14 protein-coding genes are annotated in these 15,903 nt (G+C 41.3%); 9 read left to right on the top strand and 5 right to left on the bottom strand.

Going from position 1 to position 15,903, the window contains the following annotated elements:
* The first annotated feature begins 100 nt into the window (after positions 1-100).
* Positions 101-472: a thioredoxin gene (gene trxA, locus G0Q07_RS18640; protein WP_163348578.1), complete on the top strand. Its 372-nt coding sequence runs from the start codon at positions 101-103 to the stop codon at positions 470-472.
* Here trxA and G0Q07_RS18635 read toward each other — a convergent pair.
* Both G0Q07_RS18635 and G0Q07_RS18630 read right to left on the bottom strand, forming a co-directional pair.
* A complete protein-coding gene (locus G0Q07_RS18635; protein WP_163348577.1) occupies positions 465-1,760 on the bottom strand; it encodes a UDP-N-acetylmuramoyl-tripeptide--D-alanyl-D-alanine ligase in 1,296 nt (431 codons plus the stop codon). The genes trxA and G0Q07_RS18635 overlap by 8 nt on opposite strands.
* A 78-nt stretch (positions 1,761-1,838) precedes the next feature.
* Positions 1,839-3,293: an SUMF1/EgtB/PvdO family nonheme iron enzyme gene (locus G0Q07_RS18630; RefSeq protein WP_163348576.1), complete on the bottom strand. Its 1,455-nt coding sequence runs from the start codon at positions 3,291-3,293 to the stop codon at positions 1,839-1,841.
* Between the two features lie 205 nt (positions 3,294-3,498).
* Between G0Q07_RS18630 and porU the strand changes: the two genes are divergently transcribed.
* The 5 genes from porU (at position 3,499) to G0Q07_RS18605 (ending at position 9,862) form a co-directional block, all read left to right on the top strand.
* A complete protein-coding gene (porU, locus tag G0Q07_RS18625) occupies positions 3,499-7,236 on the top strand; it encodes a type IX secretion system sortase PorU (RefSeq protein ID WP_163348575.1) in 3,738 nt (1,245 codons plus the stop codon).
* A 175-nt stretch (positions 7,237-7,411) separates the two neighbouring features.
* Complete coding sequence (gene porV / locus G0Q07_RS18620) at positions 7,412-8,587, top strand: type IX secretion system outer membrane channel protein PorV (protein WP_163348574.1); 1,176 nt, start codon at positions 7,412-7,414, stop codon at positions 8,585-8,587.
* Entirely contained in the window at positions 8,587-9,066 is a 480-nt protein-coding gene (gene ispF / locus G0Q07_RS18615) for a 2-C-methyl-D-erythritol 2,4-cyclodiphosphate synthase (protein ID WP_163348573.1), read from the top strand. The genes porV and ispF overlap by 1 nt, the downstream gene beginning before the upstream one ends.
* Positions 9,067-9,429 carry a CoA-binding protein gene (locus G0Q07_RS18610; RefSeq protein ID WP_163348572.1) on the top strand — a complete coding sequence of 121 codons (363 nt, stop codon included), beginning with the start codon at positions 9,067-9,069 and terminating at the stop codon, positions 9,427-9,429.
* A gap of 100 nt (positions 9,430-9,529) precedes the next feature.
* Positions 9,530-9,862, top strand: coding sequence for a thioredoxin family protein (locus G0Q07_RS18605; protein WP_163348571.1), 333 nt, complete (start codon positions 9,530-9,532; stop codon positions 9,860-9,862).
* A 204-nt stretch (positions 9,863-10,066) separates the two neighbouring features.
* Here G0Q07_RS18605 and G0Q07_RS18600 read toward each other — a convergent pair whose 3' ends face one another.
* On the bottom strand, positions 10,067-10,273 hold the full coding sequence (locus G0Q07_RS18600) for a DUF5808 domain-containing protein (RefSeq protein WP_203532607.1): 207 nt from the start codon (positions 10,271-10,273) through the stop codon (positions 10,067-10,069).
* A 177-nt stretch (positions 10,274-10,450) separates the two neighbouring features.
* On the bottom strand, positions 10,451-12,451 hold the full coding sequence (locus tag G0Q07_RS18595) for a urocanate hydratase (protein WP_163348570.1): 2,001 nt from the start codon (positions 12,449-12,451) through the stop codon (positions 10,451-10,453).
* A gap of 178 nt (positions 12,452-12,629) precedes the next feature.
* On the opposite strand from G0Q07_RS18595, the gene G0Q07_RS18590 reads away from it, so the two are divergent.
* From G0Q07_RS18590 to G0Q07_RS18580, 3 genes are all read left to right on the top strand, one after another.
* Positions 12,630-13,208, top strand: coding sequence for a LemA family protein (locus tag G0Q07_RS18590; protein WP_163348569.1), 579 nt, complete (start codon positions 12,630-12,632; stop codon positions 13,206-13,208).
* A 103-nt stretch (positions 13,209-13,311) separates the two neighbouring features.
* Positions 13,312-13,749, top strand: coding sequence for a TPM domain-containing protein (locus G0Q07_RS18585; RefSeq protein ID WP_163348568.1), 438 nt, complete (start codon positions 13,312-13,314; stop codon positions 13,747-13,749).
* Positions 13,750-13,864: 115 nt separating this feature from the next.
* Positions 13,865-14,656, top strand: coding sequence for a TPM domain-containing protein (locus G0Q07_RS18580; protein WP_163348567.1), 792 nt, complete (start codon positions 13,865-13,867; stop codon positions 14,654-14,656).
* A gap of 449 nt (positions 14,657-15,105) precedes the next feature.
* On the opposite strand, the gene G0Q07_RS18575 is transcribed toward G0Q07_RS18580, so the two are convergent.
* Positions 15,106-15,882 carry a zinc ribbon domain-containing protein gene (locus G0Q07_RS18575; protein WP_163348566.1) on the bottom strand — a complete coding sequence of 259 codons (777 nt, stop codon included), beginning with the start codon at positions 15,880-15,882 and terminating at the stop codon, positions 15,106-15,108.
* Positions 15,883-15,903: the final 21 nt, after the last annotated feature.

Genomic DNA, 15,903 nt, shown 5'->3' with positions numbered 1-15,903 from the left:
TTGAAATAATATAGTAACTTGGGATTTGAAAAAATGGTATTATCTTTGATATACACACATAGAAATACATAGATATATAAATATTAAAAATAATAAAATCATGTTGGAACATTTAACGAAAGAAACATTTAAAGAGAAAATTTTCAATTTTGAAACAAACAAAGAGTGGAAATACGAAGGTGAGAAGCCGTGTTTGATTGACTTTTATGCCGATTGGTGTGGACCATGTAAAACGGTAGCTCCGGTTCTTGAAGAGTTGCAATCGGAATATGGAGAAAGTATTGTAATTTACAAAGTGAATACCGAAGAGCAGCAGGAATTGGCTGGAATGTTTGGTGTGCAAAGTATTCCGTCGTTATTGTTTGTGCCGCAAGACGGACAGCCACAAATGGCAATGGGAGCACTTCCGAAACAAACTTTCGAGAAAGCTATTTCTGACGTACTAAAAGTTGAAAAACCTCAGGCTAATTAAAAAGATCGAGTACTTTTTCAAGCTGAATACCGCGGGAACCTTTTATTAAAATGTTCCCGTTTTTTATGGGCTCATTTTTAAGGTAAGCGTATAATTCATCAACATGGATAAAGGTTTTTATACTAACGTCTTTGTTGGCCTTTGAAAATTCATCGCCGACCAAAAAAGCGTTGTTTCTTATTTCAGTTGGGATTGTGCCCACAATCTTTGCGTGTTCTTCTATTGAATATTCTCCCAGTTCCAGCATATCTCCAAGGATAAGGAATTTTTCGCCTTTCAGATTCTCCAGAAAACTTTCGATGGATGCACGCATACTTGTTGGATTAGCATTGTAGGCATCCATGATAATTTTTATTTCACCTCTGGTTATTAGTTGCGAGCGGTTGTTACTAGGTTGATATTCTTTTATGGCTTGCTGGATTTTTAAGGGATCAACATTAAAGTGATTACCAATGCATGCTGCCGCCAAAATATTCTCAAAATTAAAATCACCAATTAGATTGCTATTCAGGTAAAGTACACCTTTCTTAAAATTAGCTTTTACATGCATAAACGGTGGACTTTGGATGGGGGCGCCGGTGAATGTGGCATTTTCTTTCCCATAAGAAATACGTTCAGTAAGTGATTCGCTTAGCTCTTTAAGTATTTTATTGTCGGCATTGTAAAATACAATTCCCTTCTTTTTTGCGAGGTAATCGTATAATTCTCCTTTGGTTTTAATGACACCTTCAAATGAACCGAATCCTTCAAGGTGCGCCCGGCCAATATTGGTAATGATACCAAAATCCGGATCGGCAATTTGGCATAGATCGGCAATTTCGCCACGATGGTTTGCACCCATTTCCACTACACCAAATTCGGTGTTCTTGTCCATTGCAAGCAGCGTTAAGGGAACTCCAATGTGATTGTTTAAGTTACCTTGAGTGAAACTTGCTTTAAATTTTCGGGAAAGAACAGTTGATATCAACTCTTTTGTGGTTGTTTTTCCGTTGGAACCGGTAATGGCAAGTATTGGTAATCCCAATTGTTTTCGGTGGTAACGGGCAAGTTGTTGTAAAGTGCTCAGAACATTTTCTACCAGCAATATATTTTCATCTGTGGCATATTCTTTTTCGTCGACAACGGCATAGGCAGCTCCTTTTTTCAGCGCATCGTGAGCATATTTGTTGCCATTAAAATTTTCACCTTTTAATGCGAAAAAAATGCAGCCATTATCAATTTTGCGGCTATCGGTAGATACTTTTGTTGATTTTAGAAAACAATCGTAGATATTTTCAATACTTGTCATAAGGCAAAAATACGATTCAGTTTGGCATAAAAAAAGCTCCGCAGTTCTACGAAGCTTTTCTCAAAATATTTTTCTAATCTAGAAACCCTCCGGGCTTCCAACTCTTATCATTGCACAGCGGAATCCAATATCGTTTTTAGCTTTTGATTGCTCCAGATAACGACGTGTTCCGGGAACCAGCCAATACGGACGGTCTTGCCACGATCCTCCTTTGTATACCCGAACTTCATCGGTAATTAAAGAAGAGAAAGCACCAGGTCTTTCATCCTGAATGTACATACCTTCGGTATCTCTTTCGTTACCAATCCATGTGTCTCCTTCAACAATCTGTGAGTTAGGATCACCATCCAAAACATTCCGGTAGTCTTTGCCGGCAATAGTATCTCTGACTAGTTCACCATATTCGTTTCTCACCAAATCGCCATTCTGGTCACGGCGGTATTCGGTAATTACATTGCCACGGTATGGGTTAAATTCTTCCACATCGTACAATGACATTGGACGGTAAACATCTGCTACCCATTCATTAACATTACCCGACATACAATATAAATTGTAATCGTTAGGATCGTAAGAGAAAACAGGAGCTGCAATATCAGCGTTATCATTCAAGGCTCCGGCCATACCCATCATGTCACCACGTCCACGAACAAAGTTGGCTCTTAAGCGGCCTTTTTCCTTTTTTTTGTCCTGACGAAGATATGAACCGTTCCAGGGATATAATTTGCGGTCGGTAAGTAATTCGCCATCGGTATTACCAATTAAACCGTAGGCTGCATATTCCCATTCGGCTTCGGTAGGTAAACGATAATTTGGCAACATGATACCGTCTTCCCATTTAGGCCGCCGGGTTGTTCCATCAGGATTTTCTACAGGATCTTCACCGTCAGTTCCCTGATAAATTCCAGCTAAATACGTATCTGTTGTATAAATATTTTGTCCTGATTGAGTATTGTCATGAGTGATAATACCTTTATCAACCAATATCTGCTCGTTTACCCTGTCTGTGCGCCATGCACAATAAGCGTCTGCCTGTTCCCAGGTAACTCCAACCACCGGATATTCAGAATATGCCGGGTGACGGAAGTAGTTGTTCACGTATGGTTCGTTGTAGGCCAGTTCTTTTCGCCAAACAGTTGAGTCGGGAGTGATGGCCTTAATTTTTTCAACATCGCCGGGATATACACGACTGGTCCAGTGCGTAAATTCACGATAGCTCTGGTTTGAAACTTCTGTTTCGTCCATGTAAAATGAAGCTACAGTAACTCTTCGGGGAAAATTGTCGTTAAGGTACATTACGTCCTGTTCTACACGGCCCATTGTAAATGTACCACCCTGAACAAAAACTAAACCCGGTCCGGCATCCTGCTCGTAACCCGAAACATTTGGAATATTTCCGGTCTCTTCGGCATTGTATTCCCAACCAGTAGTTCGTGATGATTCTCCTCTGCCTCCTTTTCCGAATAGTCCACATCCGGATACGAATGCGGCTAAGGCAATAAAAACGAATGGTTTTAATTTTATAAAATTCATTGTTTGTATAAATTTTCTCATCGTCACAAATATAACTAATTTGTTCAATTCTTATTGTTCAGCCTTTTCAATTATTTTATTCTTGATTTAATAAGGATGTTAATATCTTTGCCATCGTTCGGCCAAAAGCGGGGTTCGTTTACCGATTTATTTACAATATTTGAACCCGATAGCCGTTTACAAGCTTATATTATTGACTGTATTTATGAATAAATATATACTCCTGTTATTTATTGTTCTGATTGGCTTTGCTGTTAGCGATGTGCATAATGAGATTATAGTGCTCAACTGGCAGGAAAATTCGGGTAGCCGGGATGGAGAGGTGTTGGAATTCTTTGAAAATGCTGATTTGTCGGGCGATCTGGCGCATTTGGCTTTGCCTGTTTATACGCGCTTATACAAACTCGACAATCCAAATAAAATACTTCGTTTTAGTGTTGAGAATCCCGTTTTTGAAGAAGTTAGCGACAGTATTAGGAAAATATTAGCGGTTGAAATTCCTTCTGAGTTAAAAGTAGAAACTTCAGTTTTGCAGTCGGGAAACGATAAAAAAGTAGAACTCCAGATTATTCCTCTGAAAGAAGAAAATGGTAAAATCTATCGGTTAAAAAGTTTTGAGTTGCGATCGGCTCCTGATGTGTATAAAAAATCGGTGCAAGCTATTAATTGGAAATCAGAATCGGTTCTGGCAAGCGGTAACTGGGTAAAAATCCGCACTTCAGGAAAGGGTGTTTACAGGATACCTTTTTCAAATTTGAGCGATTGGGGATTTTCGGATCCGACACAAGTTGGGGTATTTGGAAGCGGAGGAAAAATACAATCGGAAGATCCTGGAAATATTACCTACGACGATTTGGAGGAGTGTGCAGTTTGGACTGGTACAAATAACGGCGATGAGTGTTTGTTTTTTTATGCTCCCGGAGTTACAGAGTGGGATTTGAATACTGCAGGATATTTTACGCATCGTTCGAATGAATTTACAACAAATGGCTATCTCTTTCTGGGAGAGATAACAGGAACACCTAAAAAGCCCGAAATACTTGAAAGCGTTTCAGCAGAAGCGACACATTCAACATCATCGTTTGATTGTTACGATCTGATGGAAAATGATAAATATAATTTGTTGAGCCTGGGATCGGGAAAGCGCTGGTTTGGAGACCGATATACAATTGGAGGTTCAAAGACGTATACATTTAATGTTGCCGATGTTGCAGAAGATACGGATGCCAGGCTTACGGTAAGCGGCGCTGCCCGTTCGTATCGTTCATCGAATTTTGGAATCACCACCGAAGGAACTGAATCAGGTGCAGTACCGTTTAGGAGTGTGGATACCGATGCAACTTACGGTATTTATGCCGATTCGGAAACAACAACTATGGATGTAATTTTATCGGAAGGCGAACAGGGTATTGACGTTACTTACAATGCTGCGAACAGTAGTGCCGAAGCGTGGCTTGATTATATTGAGTTAAATTACCGAAGAAATATTGTGGTGGGCGATGCTCCCTTGTTTTTCCGTGATTCGAAAACTATAGGTTCCGGTAACGTTCTTGAGTTTCAGATTACCAATGCAGGAGACGATACAAAAGTATTAGATGTTTCAGACATTAATAATACTAAAGAATTAGCGGCGGAATTAAGTGGCTCGGAAATGCGATTTAAACAAGAGGCAACGGAGTTGAAAGAATACGTGGTTTTTAATACATCGGGAACTTTCCCTGAACCGGTTTTTGTAGAGGATATTGATAACCAAAATTTACATGCGATAAATACTCCTGAATTTCTGATCATCTCACACAGTAATTTTCTGAGTTCTGCCGAAGAATTGGCCGATTTCCACCGTTCGCAAGATGGAATGAGTGTTGAAGTGGTTGATGTAGACGATGTTTACAACGAATTCAGCTCGGGGAGCAAAAGTGCAACGGGTGTTCGGAATTTCATAAAAATGGTTTACGACAGAGGAAATACATTAAAATATGTATTGCTTTTTGGCGATGGTAGTTACGACAACCGAAATATAAATGGTAACGGGATGAATTTTATCCCAACTTATCAATCGGTTAATTCGCTCGATCCGATCAATTCATATGTAAGCGACGATTATTTTGTTATGCTTGATGCTGGAGAAAGTCTGGCAAACGGTTCTATCGATCTGGGAATTGGCCGAATTCCGGCATCAACAGCATACCAGGCTCAATTGGTGGTTAACAAAATAAAGCGTTATTATGAACCGGAAGCTCTGGGCGACTGGAGAAATGTGGTTTGTATGATAGGCGATGACGGTGATACCGGAATTCACATGAGGCAGTCGGAACAAATTGCCGATACGCTAAACCGAAATTATGGCGAATTTATAACCGATAAAATATATTTTGATGCCTACCCCGAGGATGTTACACCGGCAGGCGAGCGTTATCCTGATGTAAACGCCGCAATAAACGAAAGGGTAGAAGAAGGGGTGCTTATTCTGAATTACATCGGGCATGCCAACGATCGCTTTTTGGCGCACGAGCATGTGCTGGAGGTGAGCGATATCAATACGTGGTCGAACAGAAACCAGTTGCCTATTTTTGTAACAGCAACCTGCGAGTTCAGTAGATTTGATGCTGATGATGTTTCTGCCGGCGAAAATGTTTTGATGAATCCAAACGGCGGTGGTATTGGTCTATTCTCAACATCACGTGTAGTAACATCGGGTGCCAATTTCAAATTAAGCAAAAGTTTTTACCGTTTTATTTTTGCAAAAGACGCCAATGGTAAACACTACCGAATGGGCGATGTTATGCGATTGGCAAAATCGAACCTCGCTAACGGAACTAACAAACGCAACTTTTCGTTACTGGCCGATCCGGCATTAAAACTTTCTTACCCGAAATACCAGGTAGTAACCACTTCTATTAATGGCGAGGAGGCTACAAGCAGTCCTGATACGATTGGAACACTCGAAAAAATTACCATTGAAGGTTATGTGGCTGACTATTTCGATAACCGGATAAACAATTTTAACGGCGAAATCACGCACACGGTTTACGACAAGGAAATGGATATGCAAACGCTTGCTAATGGTAACGACAACAGGGAGTTGACTTTCCAGGTGCAGAATAATATTATCTACTCCGGAACAGCGAGTGTTACCAACGGGAATTTCAGTTTTAGCTTTGTTGTACCAAAAGATATTTCATATAAAATAGGTTCGGGCAAAATTATGTATTACGCGCAAAATGGTGATGAGGATGCGCACGGTGCCTTTACTAATTTTAGTATTGGCGGAGAAGGATCGGAAGTGGCTGATAACAGCGGGCCTGATATTCAGCTCTTTTTGGATTCGGAAGATTTTCAGTCGGGCGACAAGACCGGTAAAAATCCAACGTTGCTGGCTCACTTGTCGGATGAAAATGGGATTAACACTGTTGGTACCGGAATCGGACACGATATTACGGCGGTTATCGATAACGATTATTCAAAAGTTTACGTGCTGAATAATTACTATCAGGCAGAAAAAGATGACTACACAAGTGGCTCTTTGCAATATCCTTTAAGCGACCTTTCGGTAGGAACGCACACACTGTCTTTAAAAGCATGGGATGTGGCCAACAACTCATCAGAAGTGGAAATTGAGTTTGAAGTGACAGGTGATTTTATCATCAACGAGGTAAGCAACTACCCGAATCCGATAATGGATTACACTTATTTTGTAATCGAACACAATCAATCTGGAGAAAGTTTTTCTGCGGTTTTCGATATATATAACATAAACGGGAAATTGGTTGATCAGTTTGAGACCGAAATCAGTTCAAGTGGAAGCTCCAGTAACCCGGTACGCTGGGATCTTTCCGAATCGAAAATTCCACTTACTCAAGGAGTTTATGTCTACCAGGTTTTTCTGAAAAACAACAATGGAGTAATTGCTTCTAAATCAGGGAAATTGTTGGTGGCACAATAATTTTTTACATTCTGTAAAATTTTTCAGCAAAAGTTGCGTTTTCATTCTTGTATGCGTTCACGCTACACGGGAAGAAAAGAAACAACTGGAATGAAAAAAATATTCCGGACACAGATTTAACCTATTGTTGCAAAGACAAATATTTTATCTTTGCATGCTCAATTTTTTAGACAGTATGAATAAATTAATACGAATTTTATTTGTGTTGGCTCTTGCAGCCATGATAACAGAGAATGTAATGGCGCAGGGAACCTTGTCGGGTGCCAATACAATTACTACAGCCGTTCCGTTTTTGGCAATTACGCCGGATTCGCGCGCTGGTGGTATGGGTGATGCCGGTGTGGGTACAACAGCCGATGTGAACTCGCAGCACTGGAACCCTGCAAAATATGTTTTTATGGAGAGTGAGATGGGAGTTGGTTTGTCGTATTCGCCATGGTTGCGTAACCTGGTTGACGATATTAACCTGGCTTACCTGACAGGATACAAAAGGTTAGACGATGTGCAGGCAATTAGTGCTTCGTTGCGCTATTTTGCGTTGGGCGATATCGTTTTTACTTCCGACCAGGGCGAATTTATGGGACAGCAAAGTCCAAATGAATTTGCGATTGATTTTGGCTACTCGCGCTTGTTAAGCGATGTGTTTTCGGGAGCGGTTGCAGTACGTTACATTCGTTCCGACCTTACCGGTGGACAGTTGGTAAACGGTGTTGAAACCAGTGCCGGTAACTCATTTGCTGCCGATGTGGCTTTTTATTATTATAATGAATTCAGAGCAGGAAGGCAAGATAATATTTTTGCTGCCGGTATCAATATTCAGAATATCGGTTCAAAAATTTCGTATACCGAGGGAGAGGTGAAAGACTTTATTCCAACAAACTTGAAATTAGGTGCTTCGTACACCATGGAGCTCGACGATTATAACTCATTCAGTTTTGCTGTTGAAGCGAATAAACTGTTGGTGCCTACACCTCCGGTTGATTCAACGAGTTATGGCGATGGCGATGTTATTTATGCAGGAGGGATTAACTCCGATATTGGTATTATCGAAGGAATTTTTAAATCGTTTGGCGATGCGCCGGGCGGATTAAGCGAAGAGTTCCAGGAAATTACATGGTCGTTGGGTGTTGAATACTGGTACAACAAGCAGTTTGCTTTACGCGCCGGTTATTTCTACGAGCACGAAAACAAAGGTAATCGTCAGTTTATTACAGCTGGTGCGGGGTTGAAAATGAATGTATTTGCACTCGACTTCTCGTACCTGTTGCCAACGCAACGTAACCACCCATTGGAAAATACGCTGCGTTTTACACTGGCGTTTGATATTGATGCATTTAGTAACCAACGCTGATGGATTTCAGAATTGGACAAGGATATGATGTGCACCGTCTGGCCGAAGGAGAAACTTTGTGGCTAGGCGGTATTTTAATTCCACACCAAAAAGGAACAGTAGCGCACTCTGATGGAGATGTGCTGATACATGCCATTTGCGATGCCATGCTGGGTGCTCTTAAACTGCGCGACATCGGCACACATTTTCCTGATACCGCTGCCGAATTCAAAAATATAGACAGTAAAATTCTACTAAAAAAGTCGTACGAGCTGGTGAAGCAGAAAGGCTACCAGATTGTTAATATCGACTCCACTGTTCAGGCACAGCAACCCAAGTTAAAGCCGCATATTCCGCAAATGGAACAGTGCATGGCCGATGTTTTGGGAATTGATGTCGACCGTATATCGGTAAAGGCAACAACTACCGAAAAGCTTGGTTTCGAGGGCCGGGAAGAAGGTATGTCGGTAAATGCTGTTGTACTTTTAAAACGTATATAAATGGGCAAACGAACACTTGTTATTGGTGCCAGCGAAAATCCGGCACGATACTCCAACAGAGCTATTCTTGCACTTCGTAGTAACCAGCACGAAGTAGTGGCACTGGCAAAACGTAAAGGGCTGGTTGAAGATGTTGTAATTGAAACAACTTTCCCTACCGGCGAGGATGTGCATACTGTTACACTCTATGTGGGGCCGCAACATCAACCAGGGTATTATACCGATATTCTTAAATTGAAACCACAACGCGTTATTTTTAATCCGGGTACCGAAAATCCGGAATTCGCAGTAATGCTGGAAGCCAATGGTATTAAAGCCGAAGAGGCTTGTACTTTGGTGCTGCTTAGTATCGGAAATTACTAGGATTCCTACCAGGCAATTCCTTTGGGAAACTGCGCCCAGTCAAATGTCATAGTGAGCGGAGTCGAACTATGAATTTCATAAAAGCACTATATTTATTGTCATGTTCAATGAAATAAAATCAATAGACGAATTTATAACACTGAAAGAAGAACGAGCTGCCCTATTAGCTTATTTTTCAACCGAAGCGTGTTCGGTGTGCAAGGTGTTAAAACCAAAGGTAGAAGAAATGGCCAAAGCCGAATTTCCTAAAATGGAGCTGGTTTACGTAAAGTCGGATGTGTTGCCTGATGTTGCCGCACAAAATAGCGTTTTTGCCGCACCTACCATCGTTGTTTTTTTCGATGGTCGCGAAACCATTCGGAAAAGTCGCTCCTTTGGTGTTGGCGAATTACAACAGGAAATTTCGCGGTATTATTCAATGTTGTTTGATTAGTATTAGCACCATGCTTTAGCTTGGTGTTTGAAAGAAGAAATAGAAAAATGGCTTGAACCACTTGCCAATTATAGGCTAAAGCCATTTTTGAATTGTCAATTAGTCACTGTCCTAAAGGACGGTACTTTCTCATATTCCTTTGTAAAGGGAGGTGTCCGCTGGCGGCGGATTATAACCGGGTGTTTTAACAGAAAAGCAAAAAAACTACAGCAAAAACTGTGCTCCCAAAAGAATCAATATTATTGCTACAATGATTAGCCAACTGTATATGCTGGCAAAATTAAAGGTCCAGCCAAGGCCATTTATTTTCGGCACAGTAAGTCGCGGATCTTTGCGGTTAAAATAGAACAGGCCTCTCCAGTTCGAAGGGTCTTTGTGCATCGTTTCCATTAGTTCTTTTCTTGGTTTCATTTTTTTGTTTTTATGTGTTGCGCATGTATGTAACGTTTTTAGGTTTACGTGTATTAAAAATTACTGTTTTATTTATGACATTGAAAAATCAATTCAGAATCGTAAACAAAAGTTTAAAGCAAAAAACATTGTTTCAGTTTTAAATTTTAGTTTAACTGCTAATAACAGACACAATGTTTAGAAAAGTTCATCCAGCAAATCATCATCAGCTTCTTCGGGAAGTGTAACTTTCAGCGATGGATTTTCTTTCATCGCCTGCTCAATGGCAAAACGTGCCGGTTTGTTGCGTGCCCAGCTGCGGCGCGAAATACCGTTGTTTACATCCCAGTGTAACATCATTTTAAGGCGTTCTTCGGCTTCTGCCGAGCCGTCGATGGTCATTCCAAAGCCACCATTTATTACTTCACCCCAGCCAACGCCACCGCCGTTGTGCAACGATATCCAGGTGGCACCGCGGAAACCGTCGCCCACGAAATTCTGCACGGCCATATCGGCCGTAAACGACGAGCCATCGTAAATGTTCGAAGTTTCGCGGTAGGGCGAATCCGTTCCTGAAACATCGTGGTGATCGCGCCCCAAAACAATAGGTGCAGAGATTCGTCCGTCGGCAATGGCATCGTTAAAGGCTTTGGCAATTTTTGTACGTCCGGTGCAGTCGGCATATAAAATACGTGCTTGTGAACCTACTACCAGTTTGTTTTTTCCGGCCTCTTTAATCCAGTGAATATTGTCTCGCATTTGTCCGGTAATTTCTTCCGGTGCCGAAGCTGCAATTTCCGACAACACATCGGCAGCAATTTTATCCGATACTTCCAGGTCTTCTGCTTTTCCCGAAGTACACACCCAACGGAAAGGACCAAAACCATAATCAAAAAACAGTGGCCCCATAATATCCTGCACGTACGAAGGGTATTTAAATTCGCCATCGGTTTTGGTAATATCGGCACCTGCTCTGCTTGCTTCCAGCAGAAAGGCATTGCCGTAATCCCAGAAATACATGCCGTTTTGAGTAAGTTTATTTATAGCAGCTACTTGTCGGCGAAGAGACTTGTAAACCTCTTCGTGGAACTGTTCGGGCGCTTCGGCCATCATTTTATTCGATTCTTCAAAACTCAGTCCGGCGGGGTAATAACCACCTGCAAACGGATTGTGCAGCGAGGTTTGATCCGATCCCAGTTCTACCTGAATATTCTCTTCGGCCAGCTTTTCCCACAGATCAACAATATTGCCCTGGTAGGCCAGCGAAACCGCTTCTTTATTCTGGCGTGCTTCTAATGCCCGGACCATCACTTTATCCAAATCGGTAAACACTTCATTTACCCACCCCTGGCAGTGTCGAACCTCAACAGCTTTCGGATTCACCTCGGCTATAATACAAATCATTCCGGCAATTACTGTTGCTTTGGGTTGTGCTCCCGACATGCCGCCCAATCCGCTGGTTACAAATATTTTTCCGCCGAAATCGCCGGGTGAATGCAGACGCGCAGCGTTCATTACAGTAATTGTTGTACCGTGCACAATACCTTGCGGCCCAATGTACATGTACGATCCGGCAGTCATTTGTCCATATTGCGAAACACCGAGCGCGTTCATTCGCTCGTAATCGTCTCGGCTCGAATAGTTTGGAATTACCATGCCGTTGGTAACAACCACGCGTGGTGCGTTTTTATGCGATGGAAACAAACCCATTGGGTGTCCGGAGTACATCACCAAAGTTTGTTCATCGTTCATTTCGGCCAGGTATTTCATCGTAAGCAGGTACTGTGCCCAGTTTTGAAACACCGCGCCGTTGCCTCCATAAGTAATCAGTTCGTGTGGGTGTTGTGCCACCGCGTAATCGAGGTTATTTTGTATCATCAGCATTATGGATGCTGCCTGTTTCGATTTGGCCGGATATTCATCAATAGGGCGTGCATACATTCTATAGTCCGGCCGAAACCGGTACATGTAAATACGCCCGAATGAATTCAGTTCGTTTAAAAATTCGGCCGCCAGCACCTCATGAAATTTTGCCGGAAAGTAGCGCAATGCATTTTTTAGTGCCAGTTTTTTTTCACTTGCCGATAATATGTCTTTTCTTTTGGGTGCATGATTGATATTGACATCGTAGAGTTTTGGTAATGGTAGTTGATCTGGAATGCCCTGTAATATGGCGGTTTGAAAATCTGCTAAATTCATGATGCCTGTGCTTTTACCTTAATTCAAATGAAACATAGCGGCAAATTATCGCCTTTCCCCGAATTTACCGCTGATATTTCACACCTTTTGGAAATATTTGTGGATGTTCTAAATTTATTGGAATAAATTTGAACCGTGATAATGAATAAAATGAAAAGTAAAATCAAATAAATAGAAAATGAAGAGAATTAGAATTGTATTGATTGCCTTAGTGAGTGTCGTTTTATTTTCGAGTTGTGGATACAACAAAATGGTGGAAATGGACGAGCAGGTAACAGCATCGTGGGCACAGGTTGAGAACGTATATCAACGCCGTGCCGATTTGATCCCGAACCTGGTGAATACCGTAAAAGGATATGCCGAACACGAGCAGGAAACATTTACAAGTGTTATCGAGGCGCGTTCGAAAGCAACGTCGGTAAATGTTGATCCTACAAAATTGAATGAACAGTCGCTACAGCAATTTAATCAGGCGCAGGAAGGACTTTCTTCGGCCTTAAGCCGTTTAATGGTAGTTGTAGAAAGATACCCGGATTTAAAGGCCAATCAGAATTTTCTTGATTTACAGGCTCAACTGGAAGGAACTGAAAACCGCATTGCTGTGGAGCGGCGTAATTTCAACCAAACCACGCAAACTTATAATGCTTACATTCGGAAATTTCCGAGAGTAATTTATGCCGGATGGTTTGGCTTCGAGAAGAAAACATATTTCGAGGCACAGCAAGGAGCTGAACAGGCTCCTGAAGTGCAATTTTAATGAATTGAAGTGGAACCTCAAACCGAACTTGTTTCAGCATCGGGGAGAGAACGATTTCCATGCATTCTGCTGGAGTGCAGTAATCACAAAATGAAGATAAATTATGGGAGCTCAAAAATATTTTAATGAAGCTGGGAAACTGCAAATAACGAATGCTATTCGTGTGGCCGAAACCAATACATCGGGCGAAATTCGCGTACACATTGAAAAACATTGTAATGGAGACGTACTCGATAGGGCAGCTTATATCTTTGAAAAACTAGAGATGCACAAGACTGAGTTACGAAATGGTGTCTTATTTTATCTGGCCGTAGAAGATAAAAAATTTGCCATTCTTGGAGATGGTGGTATCAATCAAAAAGTTGCTGATGATTTTTGGGAGACAACTAAAGAGGTGGTAATTGCCAAATTGAAAGAAGGCGAGTATGCTGAGGCCTTAGCCGATGGTATTATTATGGCCGGGGAGCAGTTAAAAGAAAACTTTCCCTATCAGAAAGATGATGTGAATGAATTATCAGACGAAATTTCTTTTGGGAAATAAAATCTTACTCTTCTTTCTTACTAAGGGAAAATATTTTTCAGAGAAAGTTGCCTGAATAAGGTTCTTCCCTCACAAGGGGATGCCGACAGGCAGAGAGCTATAAAAAACAGATATAATGAAACGAACAACAATAATACTATTTTCACTTATAGTTACCGTAACAAGTGTTTTAGCACAAGTACCCGAGCGTCCGCAACCGGCACGTTTGGTAAACGATTTTGCGAATGTACTTAGCGATAGCGAGCAACAGAATATGGAAAGTGCCCTGGAACAGTTCGCACGAAAAACATCAACACAAATAGTTGTGGTAACGGTTCCGGATCTTGAAGGTTATGATCGTGCTGATTATGCACAACGATTAGGCGAAAAGTGGGGCGTTGGCCAAAAAGGGAATGATAATGGTTTGGTGGTTTTGGTAAAGCCAAAGGTTGGTAGCAGCCGGGGCCAGGTATTTATTGCCACCGGGTATGGTCTTGAGGGCGTTTTGCCCGATGCCATTGTTAACAGCACCATTGTGGATAATGAAATGATTCCGCGTTTTGAGAATGAAGATTATTATGGTGGTTTAGCCGCCGGCTTAAACGTCATTATGGATATTACCAGAGGAGAATATACTGCTGAAAATTACCAGGAGAAAGTAGATGCTGGGGGCAGTGCAGGAATTCCGTTTGGTATTATCTTTATTATTCTAATGGTAACCATTTTGGGAAGACGCAGAAGAGGCCGGTTTTATTCACCGGGCAGAAGTCTGCCGTTTTGGCTGGCTATGGGAATGATGTCGGGGAGCCATCGATCATCAGGCTCATTCGGCAATTTTTCGTCGGGTAGCGGAAGTTTTGGCGGTGGAGGCTTTGGCGGTTTCGGCGGCGGAAGCTTTGGCGGCGGTGGTGCCGGTGGAAGCTGGTAGCAATTGGTTCAAAAGATTAAAGTTATATAAAGATAATGTTCAAGTTGAATAAAGTCGCTTCGGAAGAAGCGGCTTTTTCTTTTTAAGATTTATTGTAGCAGTTGCTAAGCATTTGTAACCTCGGCTTCAAGCATTCCGGCATGATCTAATTCGAAAGGCATCACAAACAAATACTGGTTTTATCTACTCCGATTAGGCACAAACTAATGTATTGCTTTAATCGTATCTGTTACTTTTGTATAGTACAAACCCGTTATTAAACAAACTCTTAATTTCAGAGTCAATCAAGAGAAGCATAAGATGCAATGAAAAAAAAAATCCTGGAGTGGACGCCGGGATTTTTTTATGATCGTTATCTATAGTAAACGAGTATAGATATGATTTACAAGCGCAAAAAAGAGCCGATTCAAATAAATGAACCGGCTCTTTTTTATCAATATTTTTAATGCTTATTCAGCAATATCTTCAACTACGTTAATATTCTGGTCAACCAAAATACGACCGCAATATTCGCAAACAATAATTTTTTTGCGACTTGCAATATCCAACTGGCGCTGAGGTGGTATTTTATTAAAGCAACCTCCACAGGCATCACGCTGAATAGTAACCACGGCTAAACCGTTACGTGCGTTTTTACGGATACGTTTAAAAGCTCCCAACAGACGAGGTTCGATAAAGGATTCAATCTTTTCTGATTTAGATCTCAGTTTATCTTCTTCTATCTTGGTTTCTTCAGTAATTTCTGAAAGTTCACCTTTTTTTCTTTCCAGATCTTCCTCACGCTCTTTCAACTGTTCTTTTGAAGCAGTAATGATTTCTTTCTTCTCAGTCATTTCCGCGGTGAATTCTTTAATCCGTTTCTCCGAAAGTTCGATTTCCAGGTTTTGGAACTCAATCTCTTTCGAGAGCGAATCGAATTCGCGGTTGTTACGAACGTTATTTTGCTGCTCGGTGTATTTTACAATCAACGCTTGCGAATCTTTTATCGAGATTTTTTTGTTGTTGATTGAAGTATCCAGATTTTTAACCTCGTCGTCCAAATTTACCAATCTGGTTTTCAAACCGGCGATTTCGTCTTCCAGATCCTGAACTTCTAACGGAAGCTCACCCCTTAGGGTTTTTATTTTATCAACGTCAGAAACAACACTTTGCAATTCATGCAACGCGCGTAATTTCTCTTCTACTGAAATGTCTTTGTCTTCTTGCCTTGAATATGGTGCATTCATGCTCGTAATATTTTTTTATAC

This window comes from Draconibacterium halophilum (genome assembly GCF_010448835.1).
GTDB lineage: Bacteria > Bacteroidota > Bacteroidia > Bacteroidales > Prolixibacteraceae > Draconibacterium > Draconibacterium halophilum.
The sequence above is the reverse complement of the archived record's forward strand: the minus strand, read 5'-3'. Positions and strand labels throughout refer to the sequence as shown.